Origin of the sequence: Tatumella morbirosei, assembly GCF_000757425.2 — a bacterium.
GTDB classification, from domain to species: domain Bacteria; phylum Pseudomonadota; class Gammaproteobacteria; order Enterobacterales; family Enterobacteriaceae; genus Tatumella; species Tatumella morbirosei.
On record NZ_JPKR02000002.1, the window covers coordinates 42138 to 61355 of the forward strand.

General features: G+C 48.3%; 15 protein-coding genes and 1 pseudogene. 10 read left to right on the top strand and 6 right to left on the bottom strand.

Translation table 11 applies throughout. The features are described 5' to 3' along the window. Positions 1-47 precede the first annotated feature (47 nt). From bglX to rlmF, 6 genes and pseudogenes are all read left to right on the top strand, one after another. Positions 48-2342 (top strand): beta-glucosidase BglX, encoded by a 2295-nt coding sequence (gene bglX, locus HA49_RS01310; RefSeq protein ID WP_038020346.1) that lies wholly within the window; start codon positions 48-50, stop codon positions 2340-2342. Between the two features lie 51 nt (positions 2343-2393). After that, on the top strand, positions 2394-3269 hold the full coding sequence (locus HA49_RS01315; RefSeq protein ID WP_038019667.1) for an oxygenase MpaB family protein: 876 nt from the start codon (positions 2394-2396) through the stop codon (positions 3267-3269). A gap of 63 nt (positions 3270-3332) precedes the next feature. Beyond that, positions 3333-3851: an isopentenyl-diphosphate Delta-isomerase gene (idi, locus tag HA49_RS01320; protein ID WP_038019670.1), complete on the top strand. Its 519-nt coding sequence runs from the start codon at positions 3333-3335 to the stop codon at positions 3849-3851. Positions 3852-4267: 416 nt separating this feature from the next. Beyond that, a pseudogene (gene dinG / locus HA49_RS01330) lies at positions 4268-6470 on the top strand (ATP-dependent DNA helicase DinG). Positions 6471-6521: 51 nt separating this feature from the next. Then, complete coding sequence (ybiB, locus tag HA49_RS01335) at positions 6522-7490, top strand: DNA-binding protein YbiB (RefSeq protein ID WP_038019675.1); 969 nt, start codon at positions 6522-6524, stop codon at positions 7488-7490. 93 nt (positions 7491-7583) lie between these two features. Beyond that, positions 7584-8522: a 23S rRNA (adenine(1618)-N(6))-methyltransferase RlmF gene (gene rlmF / locus HA49_RS01340; RefSeq protein ID WP_038019678.1), complete on the top strand. Its 939-nt coding sequence runs from the start codon at positions 7584-7586 to the stop codon at positions 8520-8522. A 52-nt stretch (positions 8523-8574) separates the two neighbouring features. On the opposite strand, the gene dps is transcribed toward rlmF, so the two are convergent. Beyond that, positions 8575-9078: a DNA starvation/stationary phase protection protein Dps gene (gene dps / locus HA49_RS01345; protein WP_038019680.1), complete on the bottom strand. Its 504-nt coding sequence runs from the start codon at positions 9076-9078 to the stop codon at positions 8575-8577. Between the two features lie 857 nt (positions 9079-9935). Here dps and ompX point away from each other — a divergent pair. After that, on the top strand, positions 9936-10448 hold the full coding sequence (gene ompX / locus HA49_RS01350; protein WP_038019682.1) for an outer membrane protein OmpX: 513 nt from the start codon (positions 9936-9938) through the stop codon (positions 10446-10448). A 58-nt stretch (positions 10449-10506) separates the two neighbouring features. Here ompX and HA49_RS01355 read toward each other — a convergent pair whose 3' ends face one another. From HA49_RS01355 to HA49_RS01370, 4 genes are all read right to left on the bottom strand, one after another. Next, entirely contained in the window at positions 10507-11805 is a 1299-nt protein-coding gene (locus HA49_RS01355) for a c-type cytochrome (RefSeq protein WP_038019684.1), read from the bottom strand. A 10-nt stretch (positions 11806-11815) separates the two neighbouring features. Further along, on the bottom strand, positions 11816-13594 hold the full coding sequence (locus HA49_RS01360) for a GMC family oxidoreductase (RefSeq protein WP_038019686.1): 1779 nt from the start codon (positions 13592-13594) through the stop codon (positions 11816-11818). After that, the gene (locus HA49_RS01365) at positions 13594-14322 is read right to left on the bottom strand and encodes a gluconate 2-dehydrogenase subunit 3 family protein (RefSeq protein WP_038019688.1); all 729 of its coding nucleotides are present in this window, start codon (positions 14320-14322) and stop codon (positions 13594-13596) included. Before HA49_RS01365 ends, HA49_RS01360 begins: the two co-directional genes overlap by 1 nt. Positions 14323-14521: 199 nt before the next feature. Beyond that, positions 14522-14755 (bottom strand): hypothetical protein, encoded by a 234-nt coding sequence (locus HA49_RS01370; RefSeq protein ID WP_038019690.1) that lies wholly within the window; start codon positions 14753-14755, stop codon positions 14522-14524. 223 nt (positions 14756-14978) lie between these two features. Here HA49_RS01370 and mntR point away from each other — a divergent pair, with 223 nt between their 5' ends. The 3 genes from mntR to HA49_RS01385 all read left to right on the top strand — a co-directional run bounded on the left by mntR (position 14979) and on the right by HA49_RS01385 (position 18369). Then, positions 14979-15446, top strand: a complete 468-nt coding sequence (mntR, locus tag HA49_RS01375; RefSeq protein ID WP_038019694.1) for a manganese-binding transcriptional regulator MntR — start codon at positions 14979-14981, stop codon at positions 15444-15446. Positions 15447-16113: 667 nt separating this feature from the next. After that, a complete protein-coding gene (locus HA49_RS01380; protein ID WP_038019697.1) occupies positions 16114-16512 on the top strand; it encodes an H-NS family histone-like protein in 399 nt (132 codons plus the stop codon). Positions 16513-16776: 264 nt separating this feature from the next. Further along, positions 16777-18369 (top strand): ABC-F family ATPase, encoded by a 1593-nt coding sequence (locus HA49_RS01385; RefSeq protein WP_038019700.1) that lies wholly within the window; start codon positions 16777-16779, stop codon positions 18367-18369. A gap of 89 nt (positions 18370-18458) precedes the next feature. Here HA49_RS01385 and HA49_RS01390 read toward each other — a convergent pair whose 3' ends face one another. After that, positions 18459-19217, bottom strand: coding sequence for a molybdopterin-synthase adenylyltransferase MoeB (locus HA49_RS01390; RefSeq protein WP_038019704.1), 759 nt, complete (start codon positions 19215-19217; stop codon positions 18459-18461). Position 19218 lies beyond the last annotated feature (1 nt).

Consider the following 19218-nt stretch of genomic DNA (forward strand, 5'->3'; position numbering starts at 1 on the left):
ACGTTGCACCGGTTACGAGCCTGCCATCTACCGCCGAGAATCTGCTGATGAAATGGATTTACCCGTTACTGTTTGCCAGTATTACCCTTCCTTCGGCCATCGCTGCTGCGTCACAACCTGCTGCGTTTGGGGATGAGAAGGCACGCGATGCTTATGTCACTCAGTTGCTGGCAAAAATGACCCTTAACGAAAAAATCGGTCAGTTACGTCTTATCAGTGTTGGTCCTGATAATCCCAAATCAGCCATTCGCGAAATGATCCGCAAAGGGCAGGTCGGGGCAATCTTTAATACCGTCACCCGTCAGGATATTCGTGCCATGCAGGATCAGGTGATGCAGTTAAGTCGCCTGAAAATCCCGTTGTTCTTTGCTTATGATGTGGTTCATGGTCAGAGAACGATCTTTCCTATCCCGCTGGGACTGGCTGCCAGCTGGGATTTGGATGCCATAAAAACCGTAGGTCAGATCTCCGCTTATGAAGCCGCAGATGACGGGCTGAATATGACCTGGGCGCCGATGGTTGATGTCAGCCACGAACCCCGCTGGGGACGTATGTCTGAAGGTTTCGGTGAAGATACCCTGCTGACTTCTGAAATGGGACGAACCATGGTACAGGCTATGCAGGGCAAGAGCCCGGCAGATCGCTATTCTCTGATGACCAGCGTAAAGCATTTTGCACTGTATGGCGCGGTGGAAGGCGGGCGGGAATATAATTCTGTTGATATGAGCCCGCAGCGTATGTTCCAGGAATATCTGCCTCCTTATAAAGCGGCGTTAGATGCCGGCAGCGGCGGCGTGATGGTGGCACTTAATTCAATCAATGGTGTACCCGCCACCGCAGATAGCTGGCTGCTAAAAGATGTGTTGCGGGATCAGTGGAAATTTAAAGGGATCACCATCAGTGATCACGGTGCGATAAAAGAACTAATCAAACATGGTGTCGCCAGTGATCCACAGGATGCGGTGCGTATTGCGCTGAAATCCGGGATCGATATGAGCATGAGTGATCAGTATTACAGCCAGTATCTCCCCGGGCTTGTGAAAAGCGGTGCAGTGACGATGGCTGAAATTGATGATGCTACCCGCCATGTGCTGAACGTCAAATACGATATGGGTCTGTTCCGCGATCCTTACAGTCATCTCGGGCCGGCGGGCAGTGATCCGGCGGATACCAATGCGGAAAGTCGTCTGCATCGTCAACAAGCTCGCGACGTCGCGGCTGAAACCTTAGTTTTGCTGAAAAATCGCTTAGGCATTTTACCGCTGAAGAAACAGGGAACCATTGCACTGGTGGGGCCACTGGCAGATAGTCAGCGCGATATTATGGGTAGCTGGTCAGCAGCCGGCGTCGCAGGACAGTCAGTCACTTTATTGCAGGGAATGCGCGAAGCGCTGGACGGTAAGGCCACGCTGCTCTATGCCAAAGGTTCGAATATTACCGATAATCCGTTGGTACAGAAATTTCTTAACAGCTATGAGCAGGCGGTGACAGTGGATAAACTGCCTCCGCAACAATTGCTGGATCAGGCCGTTGCGGCAGCCAAAAAAGCCGATGTTATTGTTGCCGCGGTGGGTGAGTCTCAGGGAATGGCACATGAAGCTTCCAGCCGCAGTGATATTCGTATTCCGGAAAGCCAGCGTAAGTTACTGGCGGCACTGAAAGCTACTGGTAAACCCTTGGTGATAGTATTAATGAACGGCCGTCCTCTGGATATCAGTCAGCAGGATACGCAGGCAGATGCGATTCTGGAAACCTGGTTTAGTGGTACTGAAGGTGGCCATGCTATTGCTGATGTCCTGTTCGGCGATAAAAACCCGTCAGGCAAGTTGCCCGTCTCTTTCCCGCGTTCTGTGGGGCAGATTCCGATTTATTACAATCACTTGCCAACGGGGCGTCCGTACAATTATCTGCATCCGGATAAATATACCTCGCATTATTATGATGCGATGAACGGACCGCTGTATCCGTTTGGTTATGGTCTGAGTTACACGAAATTTACGGTGTCTCCAGTGACATTATCCGCCAGCCACTTTTCACGCGGCGGGAGCCTGCAGGCGAGTGTGACTGTCACTAACAGCGGTAAACGTGACGGAGCCACCATCGTGCAGATGTACCTCAATGATCCGGTGGCGAGTCTGAGCCGACCTGTCGAAGAACTGAAAGGCTTCCGTCGGGTCAACCTGAAAGCCGGAGAATCACAAAAGGTGACATTTACGGTGGATGAAGGTGCTCTGAAATTCTGGAATTCTCAGATGAAGTATGTGGCGGAACCCGGTAATTTCAATCTGATGATTGGCCTGGATTCAGTACGTACTCAGAAAACGCAGTTCACCTTTCAATAATCCTGGAAACTCTCAGTTCAGGGCAATCCCTTTGTCCTGAACCACAACAGTATGATAAATGTAATACGCGATAAAATAGCCCGACAGGTATACCGGTTGAACGGGTTATCTCTGAATGAGTTTGATCTGACGCGGCCGGTCGGCGACCCAGGGCTGTTCGGACCTGACAGTATGGTATGGACTGTTCACGGCGATTTCTCATCGATGATGTGTGGCGGGATTGCCGCCTTGTTACTTCAGATGCAGCACCCCTCTGCTCTGGCCGGTGTCTGGGATCACTCTGACTTTAGAAGTGATCTGTTCGGGCGCTTGCGCAGAACCAGTCAGTTCATTGCCGTCACCAGTTTCGGTAATCGCCAGGATGCTGAATTTTTGATTGATAAAGTCAGGCGTATTCATCTGCGGGTTTCAGGTATCAACCCCGATGGGGAGCAATATCAGGCCAGTGACCCCGGTTTATTGCGCTGGGTTCATGTGGCAGAAACCTCAAGTTTTCTGGCTGCCCATCTGCGCTATAAAAATCCTTCTCTCAGTGTGGCCGAGCAGAACCGTTATTATGCGGAAGCTTCACTGACCGGCCATGCTTTGGGGGCAACGGACCTTCCGCTCACGGTGAGTGATGTTGAGGACTATCTGGCGAGTATGCGACCACAATTACGTACCGATGAACGAACTCTGGAGGTTAGCCGGTTATTATTTTCTGCGCCCGCTCCGTCAAAGGCAGCCCGGCCGGTAATGAATATCATGCTCAGGGCAGGGGCCGATCTGCTGCCGGTATGGACTCAGGTTCCCGGAGTCCCACTACGCAGTGCCAGACAACAGGCGGCCACCCGATATAGTATGCACTGCATTGCCAGGCTACTGCGTTGGTCAATCCGACAGGGGGCCTGGCATAAAGCGATGCAGCGCGTTGGGAGGATTTCCTGAGGCAAACAATTTCATGGTGCAGTACAGAGGTATATACTTGCCGCAGGTTAATTAAGGAATTTTATGCCAGTGATCGAAGTTATTCTTGTTGATCAAGATGATAACCCCACAGGAAAAATGGAAAAACTGGAGGTGCATCAAAAAGGACTGATGCACCGGGCGGTGACTGTCTATGTTTTCAACGCCAGAGGTGAACTCCTGTTACAGCGACGCGCTGAAAATAAGTACCATTGCGGTGGTTTATGGAGTAATACCTGTTGCGGTCACCCTTTTCCTGGTGAGACGACACAGCATGCCGCGGAACGACGTTTACAGGAAGAAATGGGAATATCGCTTGCTTTGAATCCGGCGTTTGAGATCAGTTACAAACTGGCCCTGGATAACGGCTTAACTGAACACGAATATGGTCATATATTTTTTGGGGTGACTGACGCATTGCCAGAGTTAAATCCACAGGAAGCGGATGCATGGCGCTACAGCAGTCTGGCCGGGGTACAGCTGGAAATTGCCGCTAATGCTGAAAGGTTTACTCCCTGGTTCCTGTATACGATCCAGAAAGTTTTAGACAGTCAACGGCCATAGCCCCTGGTGGGCGGACGGGCAGAATGGATGTTTACCCGCGGTGAATCTGCCCGTAGCCGTGATTATTTACCGATGATAATGCTGTAGCCGACCAGCATCAGGCCACCCATACCGCCAAGTGCCATTAACAGGAAAAGGAAAGTAATGCCGATTTTTTGCAGGTTCATTTCTAGACCACTCCTCGTTCAGAGAACTGATAATAACTCTTAACGGGCTTGTGATAAACGTTAACATTATGTTGGACAGGAATTTTGATTTTTGCAGGGTATTTTTCTGTATAGCAACGGCCTGTTTCATCAGAAGTTGTCGTTTTACAAAAAAGCATGCTGTTTTTTTAGACTAATAGTCAGACAGGACTGCCGTCAAAAGAAATACTGTGTAAAAATACAGGCTGATTCTTTCAGCCGATGGTCGTTATGGTTCTGACACCTGCAATAAAATTACAGATTGGTGAATGGTATAAGCAGTTACAGGCACAGGTGACTGATTTTGTACCCCGCCAGCCTCAGCGTCAAATGATCGCAGAGGTCGCCAAAACGCTGTCAGGGGATGAAGGACGACATCTGGCTATTGAAGCCCCGACCGGAGTTGGCAAAACTCTGTCCTATCTTATCCCTGGCATTGCCATTGCCCGTTCCACCGAAAAAAACGCTGGTGGTCAGCACCGCAAATGTGGCCTTACAGGATCAGATCTTTGACAAAGATTTACCTCTTCTTAAACAATTTATTCCCGATCTGACATTTACCGCCGCTTTTGGTCGCCGTCGTTATGTTTGCCCGCGCAACCTGAGTTTTATGACCGAACAGCAGGATGCGCAGGGTGATCTGCTGTTCTATCTTGAAGAGGGATCGCCGACCAGTGATAAAGGTTTGTCAGGTGAAGCGCAGCAACGACAGCAAAAAATCGCTAACCGGTTACAGAAATCGCTCAATAGCGGGGAGTGGGATGGCCTGCGTGATCACTGTAGTGTTCAGATTGAGGATGTTCACTGGTTGCGTATGTCTACGGATAAAACCAGTTGTCTTGCTCATCATTGCCAGTGGTATCGCGAATGCCCGTTTTTCCTTGCCCGTAGGGAAATTGAACACTCCGACGTGGTGGTGGCTAACCACGCTCTGGTGATGGCGGCTCTGGAAACTGACGCTGTGTTACCCCCGGCGAAAGAAATGCTGTTAGTGATGGATGAAGGCCACCATCTGCCCGAAGTCGCACGGGATGCATTGGAGATGAGCAGTGATATATCGCCAGCCGGTGCAGGGCTTCAGCTGGATCTATTCTGTAAGCTGGTGGAAACCTTGCGCGGCTGGTTTACCTTTAAATCTCCCCCCTCACTGGCTAATCCTGAGAGGCTCGCTGAACATTGCGCTATCGTTCGTCAGTTGATAATGGAACTGGTGGCAGAGATGCTGCCATTATTACCCGAACAGGGAGAGACTCCGGTTGAATACCGTTATGTGCTGGGTGAACTTCCGGAAGAGACTGAGGAGCGTTGCCAGCGGTTGTTTAAGCTGAGTGATGCCTTACTTGGGCTGACCGAAAATCTGATTAATATGCTGGGAGAAATGACCGGCAAAGAAGACATTGTCCGTATTCATCGCGGGCTGTTACAGCTGAACCGTTTTCTGGGGTGGTTTGAATCATTGAGCAAACTGTGGTGGCTGGCGGGTCTAAAACAGTTGTCGGGGGCACCCGTCTCAAAATGGCTGACCACCGAATGGCATGAAGGTAAACGCCAGTTGTTCTTTCACTGTGCTGGTATTCGGGTGAGTGACCAGTTGGAAAAACTACTGTGGCGCAAAGTCCCGCATGTCATTCTGACGTCAGCGACGTTGCGTTCGCTGAACAGCTTCCGCAGGCTGAGTGAGATGTCCGGATTGAACGAAGCCGCCGGGGATCGTTTTATTGCTCTGGATTCTCCCTTTGATCATGTCAGGCAAGGTAAGCTGGTGGTTCCAAAAATGCAATACGAACCACACATTACTCAGGAAGCTTCGCATATTGCGGAAATGGCCCGTTACTTCCGACAGCAGGTTGAACAGAAGAAGCACACCGGGAGTCTGGTATTATTTTCCAGTGGTCGGGCAATGCAGTTATTCCTGAATGAAGTGGCTGATTTACGGCTTATGTTGTTGGTGCAGGGCGATCAACCCCGTTCCAGGTTAATTACTTTGCACCGGCAGAGGGTTAAGGATGGACAGCAGAGTGTACTGGTTGGGCTGCAGTCATTTTCAGAAGGACTGGACCTGAAGGGGGAATTGCTGACTCAGGTTCATATTCATAAAATATCTTTTCCTCCTGTAGATAGCCCGGTTATTGTCACAGAAGGAGAATGGCTCAGGAGCCAGCAACGTTACCCGTTCGAAATCCAAAGTTTGCCGAGTGCTTCATTTACCCTGATCCAGCAGGTCGGGCGATTAATTCGTAGTCACCAGTGCTTCGGTGAGGTGATTATTTATGACCGAAGGCTGTTCAGCAAGGCTTATGGCAGCAGGTTGTTGGCAGCTTTACCGGTGTTTGCCATTGAGCAGCCGGATATTCCACCCGCGGCTGTGAGTAAAGCTAAAAAAACGACAGTGACCAGCGGCAAAACTCAGAACCGGCGCCGTCCACGACGTTAGCCGGATATGGCTATTTTGAGCAGTATTGACTGCATACAGACAGGATATCAGATGGATATTACCCGGATAGTTAAAGAGATTGGGCGTGGAAAAAATCATGCCCGTGATCTCGACCAACTGACAGCCTGCCAGCTCTATCAGGCGATGCTGGATGATGAGCTCGACCCGTTAATTCTTGGTGCCGTTTTGATTGCTCTGCGGATTAAAGGCGAGAGCGAAGGTGAAATGCTGGGGTTCTGGCAGGCGTTGCAGGAAAAGTTGCCAAAGCTGCAGGTACCGGAACATCAGCCTATGCCGATAGTTATACCGAGCTATAACGGAGCCCGTCGCCAGGGGAATCTGACCCCGTTACTGGCCTTGTTACTGGAGAAAGTGGGTTTTCCGGTATTTGTCCATGGTGTTGATTATGATCCGACGCGGGTCACCACCGAAGCGGTACTGGCGGAATTGCAGATTTTTCCTGTCAGCAGCATGGCAGAAGCGCAACAACGCCTGAATCAGGGGAAGATGGTATTTATGACCGTTAGCCAGTGGTGCCCGCCACTGGCCAGGCAACTGGCCTTACGCTGGCAACTCGGACTACGTAACAGTGCGCATACGCTGGCTAAACTGGCGACACCCTTTCCGGACAGTGCTGCATTACGTCTGTCAGCCGTCTCTCATCCTGAATATATTCCGAAAGTGGCGACATTTTTTCAGCAAACCCGGTCCCCTGCCTTATTACTGAATGGTTGTGAAGGGGAGGTCTATGCTAACCCGCAGCGTGGACCCGCACTCTATTGGATTAACAGCCAGTTAAATCAGCCGGAGCAGTTGACGGAACGTCTGCCAGAGCAGCCGGTTGACTTGCCGCGATCAAAAACTGCAGAGGACACAGCGCGATGGATTAACGCGGTACTTGAGCGAAACATTCCGGTACCCCGGGCGTTGCGTTTACAGATTGCCTGCTGTCTGATTGCAACCGGTCGTAGCACGACAGTTGAACAAGGGTTAGCTGTGTTAGAGAGCCACGGCTACTAATGGCCGCCGATCCTTTTTGCACAGTGGTGAAGTCATCATTTTATATTATCGGCCGGCAGGCGAGTGAACTGCCGGTCTTTCCTGCGAAGCCCCATGAAAAAAACAATACTTAAACGCGCACTGCATCCCAGAAACCGTTATCAGGGACAGTATGATATTGAACTTTTATGCAGTATTAACCCGCAACTACGGCAGTGGGTAACCACGACACCTGCGGGCACAACTTCGGTAAATTTTGCAGAACCGGATGCTGTCAGAGCACTTAATCAGGCCTTGCTGAAACAGTATTACAATCTTAACTGGCAGTTAGCCGAAGGTTTTCTCTGTCCACCGGTACCTGGCAGGGCGGATTATATTCATCATATTGCTGATTTACTGGCTACAGACCTGGGCAGCCTTCCGGCGGCAATGGATGTTCTGGATATTGGATGTGGTGCAAACTGTATTTATCCGTTAATTGGTTATGCAGAATATGGATGGCGTTTTACCGGAACGGATATTAATCCTGCCTCGATAGCTTCTGCTAATGCCATTATTCAGAAAAATCCCGGATTGCAGCGTGCAATCAGACTGAGGCTGCAAAAACAGTCTGCTGCTGTGTTTGACGGCATTATCCGTAGAGATGAATTTTACCATCTGACAATATGTAATCCACCGTTTCACCGGTCTGCGGAAGACGCTCGTCAGGGGAGTGAGCGGAAATCCCGTAATCTGGGTCAGCCCGGTGACAGTAAACTAAATTTCTCCGGGCAACATAATGAACTATGGTGCGAAGGCGGAGAGCAGGGGTTTGTCGGGAAAATGATTCGTGAAAGTGTGCGGTTTGCCGATCAGGTTATCTGGTTCAGTAGCCTGGTGTCTAAAAAAGATAATCTTCAGCCGTTAAAACTGCTTTTACGACAATATGGTACCAAAGAGGTCAGGGTAGTGGAGATGGGACAAGGACAGAAACAGAGCAGGATACTGGCATGGACTTTTCTTTCAGGCGAGACCAGGAAAAAACGCCTTAGTCGATGTGCGACTGATAAATAAAAACAAGGTGCCCCGACTGGGGGCACCTTTAGCGAATTGGCAATTGCCTGAATTACTCAATATTAGCTTCGATAAACCACAGGAATTTATCTAAATCTCTGGAGGCTGCGGTAAAGATATCTGCGCTGTCTTCATCCGGAACTTCGTCAATGGCTTTACGGACATCATTGGCGACCAGAGCATAGCGTTCTGCCAGTGCGACCAGATGCTCCTGAACAGTATGGATATCTAACGGATAAGCCTTCAACGGTGATTTATCATTCACCACCTGAGTCGTACCCAACGCAACTCCCCCTAACTGAACGACACGTTCAGCCACGGTATCCTGATGCTCGGTAATCGCGGTACGAAAGCCATCCAGCATTTCATGGACAGCGATGAAGTTTGCACCACGCATATTCCAGTGAGCTTGTTTGGTAATCAGCGAGAGATCAATTAACTCAACCACCACGCGGCTTAACACTTTGATCGCTGCCTTTTTATCTTTCTCGACAACATCGTTGCGGGTGTAAATCAGATCAGAAGCCTTTGTTTTTACCAGTTTTGCGGTACTCATTTAATGATTTCCTCTCTTCGTTGATCTTGTCTGTCAGATCTCGTGAACACGCAAACAAGTATAGCAACCTTAATCATTTTTGCACGGAGGCGATACCAATCACTGACATTGCCAGAAACAATAAGGGCCAATATTCGCGGGCCGCAGTCGGAGAAATTAAAATTGTAAAGGTCATGGGGAGGGATAGTCGATACCGGTAGTGATATCAGGGAGCCTGCAGTCCGGTGACAATTAATCCCGAATCTACAGCTGATGTTTATTACGGTGAGCACCGGCAGAGATGAGGAGATGCCCTGTCCGGACTCCGGGCCGGGTAGCCATCTGACCAGATTTTCCGGATTAGTTAAAACAAAGCCCGTGATCTTTTAATTTCACTCTGCGGGGCAACTCCTGAGTTGAACTCATAGTGTCGTCAGCAATACCGTTGTTTCCGGAGAGAGGGCTTTACTCAACTCTCAAGGGGCAGTCATACCCTAAATTAACCGGGGGTGTCAGCGCTCAGAATCCGCAGAGGATCCTCACTGGATTCATGCCTGACTGACATGATTACAGAAAAAAATTTAAATGAGGAAATTTTGCACTTTAACTGCTCACTTTATAGACAGGAAAGCTTTTAAAACGTAAAGAAATGTCCGTGTTTTTTAAGATTATCCTTAAAGATTTGTCGATAGCACAAAATAATTACGAAGAGATTACGGGGTTAAATTAAAATAAAATCATGGCATTACAGAATTCTGTTTACTTTCTGTTACACCAAACAATCTGTTAGACAATAAAATTCCGGCAGAGTTTCTCGCTGTTTTTTGTTATATTTTCCCTGTTGTCAGAAAAAAAGTCGTTTCACATTTGAGGTGATTATGAAAAAAATTGCATGTCTTTCAGCATTAGCTTGCGTACTGGCGGTTTCTGCCGGTTCAGCAATGGCACAGAGCACCGTTAGTGCAGGTTACGCACAGAGTGATTATCAGGGCGTACTGAACAAAGCTAATGGCTTCAACCTGAAATATCGTTACGAAGATGGTTCTAACCCACTGGGCTGGATCGCATCTTTCACTTACACTGAAAAAGACCGTAACACCGGTAATGATTATCAGAAAGGTCAGTACTACGGCTTTACTGGTGGTCCGGCTTACCGTCTGAATGACTGGGCCAGCATCTACGGTGTAGTAGGTATCGGTTACGGTAAATATCAGCTGAACAACCAGACTTCTTATCAGAAACAAGATACCAGCGATGTTGGTTTCTCTTATGGTGCAGGTCTGCAGTTTAACCCAATCGAAAACGTTGCTATTGACGTTGGTTACGAGCAGAGCCGTATCCGCAGCGTTGACGTGGGTACCTGGATCACTGGTGTTGGTTACAGCTTCTAATAAGCTGGTTAACCAGTACAAAAAAACGGCCCCCAGGGCCGTTTTTTATTTTTGCTCATTACTTAGCAGCGTCTGGTGTGGGTTTCGGGACTAATTTGCGGATATCTGCGACCTGGCTAGTCGTCACCGCGGCAGCATGATTCCCCCATCCCTGTCGGATAAAGGTGGCGACATCCGCGACCTGCTGATCAGATAAACGCCAGCCAAAGTCCGGCATCGTTAATCCGGTCGGCATATCGGATGTGACTGCCCGTTGTCCTCCCTGCAAAATGATATGAATCACCGATGAAGGGTCACTGCTCAGTACTGCGGAATTGCCTGCCAGTGCCGGGAACGTTTTATCATAGCCTTTGCCATCTGAACGATGACAGGCAGAACAGTTATCCAGATAAGCTTGTGCACCGGTAGCAGAGACATCACCTTTAAAAAGTGCCTGAGCGGTAGCATCATTACTGGCCGGTGCTGCCGTCTGATGAGCGGCAGGTAACGATTTCAGATAGACGGCAATCGCCTGCAGATCACCGTCATTCAGATAGCGGGTACTGTCATGAACCACTTCGGACATAGAGCCAAATGCAGCACTCTGTGCCGTCACACCATTTTTCAGGAAACTGACAATATCCTGCTGTGACCATCGACCCAGTCCTTCAGACTGCGTGCCGGTGAGGTCTGGGGCATACCATCCCTCCAGAGTGTTGCCCGTCAGATAAACCGGATCGCTTTGATCAAGTGCTTTTTCCTGGAAAGCTATGCCCCTCGGGGTATGGCAGGCGCCGCAATGCTCTAATCCCTGAACCAGGTAAGCCCCCCGTTGCCATTCCGCTGATTTACCCTCGACAGGCTGAAAACGTTTATCGTCGGTAAATGTCCAGCGCCAGAACGCCAGTGGCCAGCGCATACTCAGAGGCCAGGGAATATCGGAAGCTTTATTCTGCTGGCTGACCGGTTTAACCTGTTGCATAAAATAATCATACAGGTCATGCATATCCTGATCCGATATCTTCGCAAAAGAAGCATATGGCATAGCCGGATAGAGAGTGGCACCAGATTTACTGATTCCCTGGCGGACAGCTTTGACAAAGTCATCATAACTGTAATTACCAATTCCGGTCTCTTTGTCCGGGGTGATATTAGTTGAGTAAATTGCCCCTACCGGAGTCGTCATCCTGAGTCCCCCGGCGAACGGTTGGCCTCCCTCCGTGGTATGGCAAGCCACGCAGTCACCGGCCCTGGCCAGATATTCGCCACGAGAGAGCGCGGTACTTCCTGACAGGGAGGGAGAGTTAGCCGCGTAAACAGAGCCCCAAACCCCTGCCAGCAAAATGGCTAACGGGGTAAACACACTTAATTTCTGCATACCAGGCTCCTTATAGTGCCACCAGTGGTCCGGGTGCAGCCAGATAACGGGTTTTAATCGCATGTGCCGAGAACAAGGCCGTGGCACAGACAATACCTGTCGGGTTGTAGGCCAGATTTTGCGGAAAACAGCAGGCCCCAAGGACAAACAGGTTAGGAACATCCCAACTTTGCAGATATTTGTTTACAACGCTGGTACGGGGGGAATCACCCATCACAGCACCACCGGTGGTATGTGTCGACTGATAAGGGCGAACATCGTAATGACTGTTCATGTTCATAAAGCCCATTTCGTAATGCGGTGGATTGATGACTTTTATGATCTCCTCGACTTTCCTGCCGATAAATTCCGTCATCTTCAGTTCATTAGGTTGCCAGTCAAATGTCATTCTCAGCAGAGGCTGACCGTGAACATCGCGGTAAGTCGGGTCGAGGTCGAGATAACATTGCCGGTATGGCATTACCGAACCAGAAGCGCCAATAGCCATGGTGTGGGCATAATGGGTCTTAATCGCCGTTTTCCAGCCACTTCCCCAGCGGGGAGCATCAGAAGGTAGCAATGTCTGCTGGATAGGACGGCCACCACTGAATGCTGCTGAGATAGTCGAGCCACCGACGAATCCCAGCGATGAATGGTCGAAGTTTTCGGCATTAAAGTTATCGATGAATGTTGCTGTGGTTCCACTGGCGGCGTAGGGTTTAAAATCCTGGTCGGGGCCAAAAAAAAGTTTCGCGCCCCCGGTCATCTGATAAGCATAGTTGCGTCCCACAACACCTTCGCCGGTTTGTGGATCATACGGCTTACCGATTTTGGATAATAATAACAACCGTACGTTATGTAGCTGGAATGCACTGAGGATCACCAGCGACGCTGGTTGTTCCACTTCATTACCACTGTCATCAATATAGGTCACCCCGGTGGCTTGTTTGCCGGTGTTGTCTGTGTTTACCCGAATGACCTGGGCGTTAGTCCGCAATTCGAAATTATCATAGGGTTTAAGTGAAGGAATGACACAACTTTGCGGAGATCCTTTGGAGTAATTGAAACAACCAAAGCGTTCACAGAAACCACAGTAGTTACACACCCCAATCTGAACCTTATATGGGTTCGTCCAGGGTTCGGTACAGTTAGCGGCGGGACAGGGGAATGGATGATAGCCCAATTTTTCCGCCGCATTTGCAAACAGATCTCCGGAATACAAACGTTGCAGGGGTTTGGTGGGATAGGGGTGTTGTCTTGGTTGCTCAAAAGGGTTTCCGCCAGTCTGAATTTCGCCTTTCAAATTACCAGCCTGACCTGAGGCACCACATATTCTTTCGAATTTATCGAAGAAGGGCTCCATCTCTTCGTAAGTAAAGGGGTAATCCTGGACAGTCATATCCGGAGGAATAAAGCTCTGACCATATTTCTCCACTAACGTGGTGTGCATTTGTAAATCTGCAGCCAAGGGGCGCCACAGCATTCCATTCCAGTGAACACCTGCGCCACCGACGCCATTACCTGGCAGAAAAGACCCAAAACGGCGATAGGGAAGCGCGGTTTGTGATGAAGTATGGCGGACGGTGACCGTTTCTCTGGCGGCATTCTGAAATAATTTTAGCCGGATACCATAGGTGAGTTCGTCAGTAATACGTGGATAGGCAAAATCCGGATAAGTATCCCGTTGCTCCCCCCTTTCCAGTGCCACAATTTTTAATCCGGAGTCGGCTAATTCGCGGGCCATCAATGAACCTGTCCATCCAAAGCCAACAATAACGATATCGGTGGCTGTTTTTTTTATTGTTGCCATCAGACGCTCCTTTTGCCAGAGATACTCACAGGTCCCAGCGGATAAGGAACATTTGGTTGAGCGACGGTATCGGTGTAGTCTGCCCGGGCCCCGGGAAAGCCTATCAGTTTCCAGGAGGCCAGTGTCTGGTTACCACCATGGACCGGGTCTGCCAGATATCCTTCCCTGGTATTCTCCAGCAATTGTTCGAAAAACAGGGAACCACTGAGAGTGGTATCACTCAGTGTGTTTTTTTCCAGCTGTTGTAACACCTGATCCTGTTGTCCGGACGTGAGTTGAGCAAATGTCTTATGGAATGTTTGCTGACAGTAATGTTCGGTTAACGCAATTCCTTGTCGATAAAGCTCGCGGGGAACCAGTGGAGACTGATAGCCCAGTGTCGGATCACTGTGTGGCGCAAACGGAGGCTGCATATACCAGAGGTGCCCGTACCCATAAGGCAGTTCCATCTGACGATCGATATAGACCGGGACTCCTTCACTGACGGCACCAGCACCATTATGGTCCTCCGGGATTAACCGATCGACGGCTGCGTTAATAAAAGCCCATTGTTGAGGATCAAAAAATTGCGGAACATAATCTGCGGTGACTGCCGGTGCTTTTTTTTCTGCAGCCTGGCCGGCTGAGAAGGCGCTGCCAGTCACTGCCACTAACGGGATAATAGATAATGAACGTTGTAAAAAAAGTCGTCTGCCGATGGAGTCCTTACTGCGGGGAATATTTTTCATACCATTGCTCCTTCCATAAGTATTCTCAGGTAGCGGCCTGTGACTTAAGGCTCTATGGCTAATTAAGCACCTGAAAATAGAAGTTACAATGTAAAAAGATAGCGTGCTATCTATCTGAAAAGGAGGGGCTGTTTATTTATGTTATAAAACAAGCTTATACCCATGACTGAAGTGAGGGTATAAAATGTAAATATTTATTTTATGTAACCTTTATGTTAATTTTCTGTAATTTCTGGAACGGGTGTTCAGCGCGAACGACTGAATGATTGTTGGGAATCATTCTTTTCAACTGATGAAACACCATAGTGACCAGCATCAGGCGTAAACTAAAAGGGGTACGGGTAAACAGGCATTGCAGTGACTGAGAACTGCTTTTAGTCGTTTCTGCTGAGAAGCGCTCCTTGCAGTTACTACATTGTATTGAGCTTTCCACCGTAATCTCTCCGTTTTCCGGACATCTGTCAGCTAATCATCCCCTTTTGTTACCGGAAAAGTACTGGCAAATGTATAATCGATGATTAAGGTATAGCATTAGCTATAAGATTTAGCCACGGCTATTGATGAAAAATTTGAGCTTCTGCACAGCTGGTTTACAATACACGGCAGATTGCCGGTTTCTAATCAGGAGACCGGCAAGATTATAAAGAGGAAGTTGAATGAATCGTCGAGCAAATAATGTCAGCACTCTTTTGGGTGCAATAAAGGATGTTGAAGAACATGTTGAAGGGTTCCGGCAGGTCAGGGAAGCGCATCGCCGCGAGCTTATTGATGATTACGTTGAGCTAATCTCTGATTTGATTCATGAATTTGGCGAAGCACGCCAGGTAGATATGGCTGCCAGACTCGGTGTTTCTCAACCGACGGTAGCAAAAATGCTAAAGAAACTTGCCAGTACCGGGCTGGTGGAACAGATCCCTTATCGTGGTGTTTTCCTGACCCCCGAGGGGGAAACTTTGGCGGAGCAAAGCAGGGAACGTCATCATATCGTCGAAACGTTTCTGTTGGCATTAGGTGTGAGCCAGGATATTGCTCACCGCGATGCTGAAGGCATTGAACATCACGTCAGTGAAGAAACTCTGGCCATATTCAAAGCTTTTTATCAAAAGCAGCAATCAGGAAAATAAATCACCGGCAGTTAAGTTCCGCAGCAAAACACATATATCAGCCTGCCTCGCATTTCCGTGGTTGAATCTTCCCCCGGGTTCCCCAGCCAGGGGCAAAGCGGTATCCGTCTTCTTAGCTGCGGGTACCGGCAACAGACTACTTTATTCTTAATGAAAAAAAATAAAGCTTTGTATATCCCTTTAGAGGTGACAGTAAGAATTTTGTCGGTAAAACACTGTAGTATCTACAGTAATAGCCAACTATTTTGACAATTAATCCTGTTGGCAACTGCCATTTCTCACTAAAGGCTCATTCCCTGGCGGGTTATTGAGTCAAATTTTGATTAATCGCCTTCCCGTCGGTATCTATATAAGCAATCGCCCTGATTTTTCTGTCATGTTATGATCAGAAAAGAAGACTTAAGTAATTAATCCCGACGAAATGTAATGGAGTGCTTATCTCATATACAGATAAGCGATATCTTAGCGGGGGGCTTAGCTACAGAGAAGGTAGAGACATAAAACCACCTACTGTTAAACAACCGTTAATTCTTATTCGGCCTGTAACCGATAATGCTAATTTCAAAATTTAAATTATATAATCAGTAACAGGCTATTTATTTTTCAATTTAAATTAGGTACCCTCAGCCCCACAGTTAATTGTACCCGGATAAGCAAGGAAAATATGATGAGTGATGCATTTAAAGTTCTCAATAACATTCGTACTCTGCGTGCGCAGGCCCGTGACCTGGCATTGAGTGATCTGGAAGAAGTTCTGGAAAAACTGACCGTTGTTGTTAATGAGCGTCGTGAAGAAATTGAAGCTGAACAAGCGCAGAACCGTGAAAAAGAAGAGAAACTGACAAAATACCGTGAAATGTTGTTGGCAGATGGTATTGACCCTAACGAATTACTGGGTGCGATTGAAGTCAGCAAAAAACGTGTCAAACGTGCCCCGCGTCCTGCTAAATATAAATACACCGACGAAAATGGTGAAAGTAAATCATGGACCGGTCAGGGCCGTACTCCAGCTGCTATCAAAAAAGCGCTGGACGAAGGTAAAAGCCTGGACGATTTCCTGATCTAATCAGGCGCAATACTCCTTGTTAATGGGAGAGCCAGTGACACTTTGTTGCTGGCTTTTTTGCTTTTAATCAGTAGCATGATTATTTTGTCAGGGACTCTCTGTTAATTGTCCGTGATCTCACCGGCAGTGTTCCGGTATCGGGGCTGTCAGCCAGTTGCCAGCAGTCCCCTGCAACCATAGTATCCCGAGGTGTCAGAAGCCTCGTGTTTAGGCGACGTTCTGACAGCATTCTACCTGAGTTTGATTTATCTATAAGGCTATCCCGTGTTAGTAACCAGTAATGTGACGATGCAGTTTGGCAGTAAGCCATTGTTTGAAAATATCTCTGTAAAATTTGGCGGAGGAAATCGTTATGGTTTAATTGGTGCCAACGGCAGCGGTAAGTCAACGTTTATGAAGATCCTTGGCGGCGATTTACAGCCAAGTAATGGTAATGTCTCTTATGATCCCAATGAACGTATTGGTAAATTACGCCAGGATCAGTTCGCATTCGAAAACTTCACCGTCCTTGATACTGTCATTATGGGACATAATGAACTTTGGGAAGTAAAACAGGAACGTGATCGTATTTATTCCTTACCTGAAATGAGTGAAGAGGAAGGGTATAAGGTGGCTGAACTGGAGGTTCAGTATGGTGAAATGGATGGTTATACTGCTGAATCCCGTGCCGGCGAGCTTTTATTAGGAGTGGGGATTCCTCTGGAGCAGCATTATGGTCCGATGAGTGAAGTCGCACCTGGCTGGAAATTGCGTGTGCTTTTGGCGCAGGCACTGTTTTCTAATCCCGATATATTGTTACTCGATGAACCGACCAACAACCTTGATATAGATACTATCCGTTGGCTGGAGCAGGTTTTAAACGAACGTAACAGTACCATGGTGATCATTTCGCACGACCGTCATTTCCTGAATATGGTTTGCACCCATATGGCTGATCTGGATTATGGTGAACTACGGGTTTATGCCGGAAATTATGATGAATATATGACGGCGGCCACTCAGGCCCGTGAACGTTTATTATCAGACAATGCGAAGAAAAAAGCTCAGATTGCTGAATTGCAGTCGTTTGTCAGCCGTTTTAGTGCGAACGCTTCTAAATCACGTCAGGCAACCTCCCGGGCTAAACAAATCGATAAAATTAAACTCGACGAAGTTAAAGCTTCCAGCCGTCAGAATCCATTTATCCGTTTTGAACAGGACAAGAAACTGTTCAGAAATGCTTTGCAGACTGAAGAGTTAAGTAAGGGATTTGATAAAGGGTTACTGTTTGACCGTTTCAACCTGTTGCTTGAAGTCGGTGAAAAAGTGGCCATTATCGGTGCCAACGGTATCGGTAAAACTACATTGCTGAAAACACTGGTAGGGGAGTTGACTCCGGATAACGGTACCGTTAAATGGTCTGAAAATGCCAGCCTGGGATATTATGCACAGGATCATGCGGCAGACTTTGCCAATGACCTGACGGTGTTTGACTGGATGAGCCAGTGGAAGCAGGAAGGTGATGATGAACAGGCGGTTCGCAGTATCCTTGGACGTCTGTTGTTTTCTCAGGATGATATTAAAAAGCCCGCTAAGGTTCTTTCCGGTGGCGAAAAAGGGCGGATGCTGTTTGGTAAATTAATGATGGAAAAACCAAACGTGTTGGTTATGGATGAACCGACCAACCACCTGGATATGGAATCTATTGAATCCCTGAATATGGCCCTGGAAATGTATGAAGGAACACTGATCTTTGTCTCTCACGACCGTGAATTTGTCAGCTCACTGGCCACCAGAGTGATTGAGATTAAATCCGGAGATATTACCGATTTCTCCGGCAGCTACGAGGATTATTTGCGCAGTCAGGGTATTTCCTGATAACCCGGCTGTCCGTCAGGGCAGCCGGCAAATGTTCTGTTGTCAGTGCAGAATGCAGGTTCGGTTGGTCAGTATTCTGCACGGTTGTTTTAGTGGCCAGAATGTCCGCAAACTTCGCAGTCAGGATCGCGCATCAGCCGGATTTCGCGAAACTGTGATGTCATTGCGTCATACAGCATAATTTTACCGCTTGCAGTCTCGCCATATCCGGTCACTACCTTGATAGCTTCCATCGCCTGCATCGCCCCAATAACCCCGACCAGTGGCGCCATTACACCGGCTTCAACACAACTCAGGTTTTGCTCACCAAACAGTCGGCTCATACAACGATAACATGGTTCGTTTTCCCGCCAGCGAAATACCGATAACTGGCCTTCCATCCGAATTGCTGCACCGGAGATCAGCGGGACTTTATGCCGGAAGCAGGCAGTATTCAGACATTCACGGGCAACTACATTATCGCTGCAATCCAGCACGGCATCATGACGACTGACCAGAGTGTCTGCATTATCTTCATTCAGTGGCTCAGCCAGGGTACTCAGTTCAACCCGGGGGTTAATTTTCTGTAATGCCAGAATGGCGGAATCTGTTTTTGCCATTCCGAGAGTGTCATCGTTATGCAGTATCTGCCGCTGAAGGTTAGAAAGTGATACGCTGTCAAAATCAACCAGTGTCAGCGCTCCAATGCCAGCGGAGGCCAGCCAGGGAGCGGCGGCGCAGCCCAATCCGCCAAGACCGACTATCAGTATTCTGGAGGATTTCAGCTGTTCCTGCCGTTCAAAATCAAATCCTTTCAGTACCAGTTGCCGGTTATAGCGGAGTATCTCGTCATCGTTCAGCGGCATCATG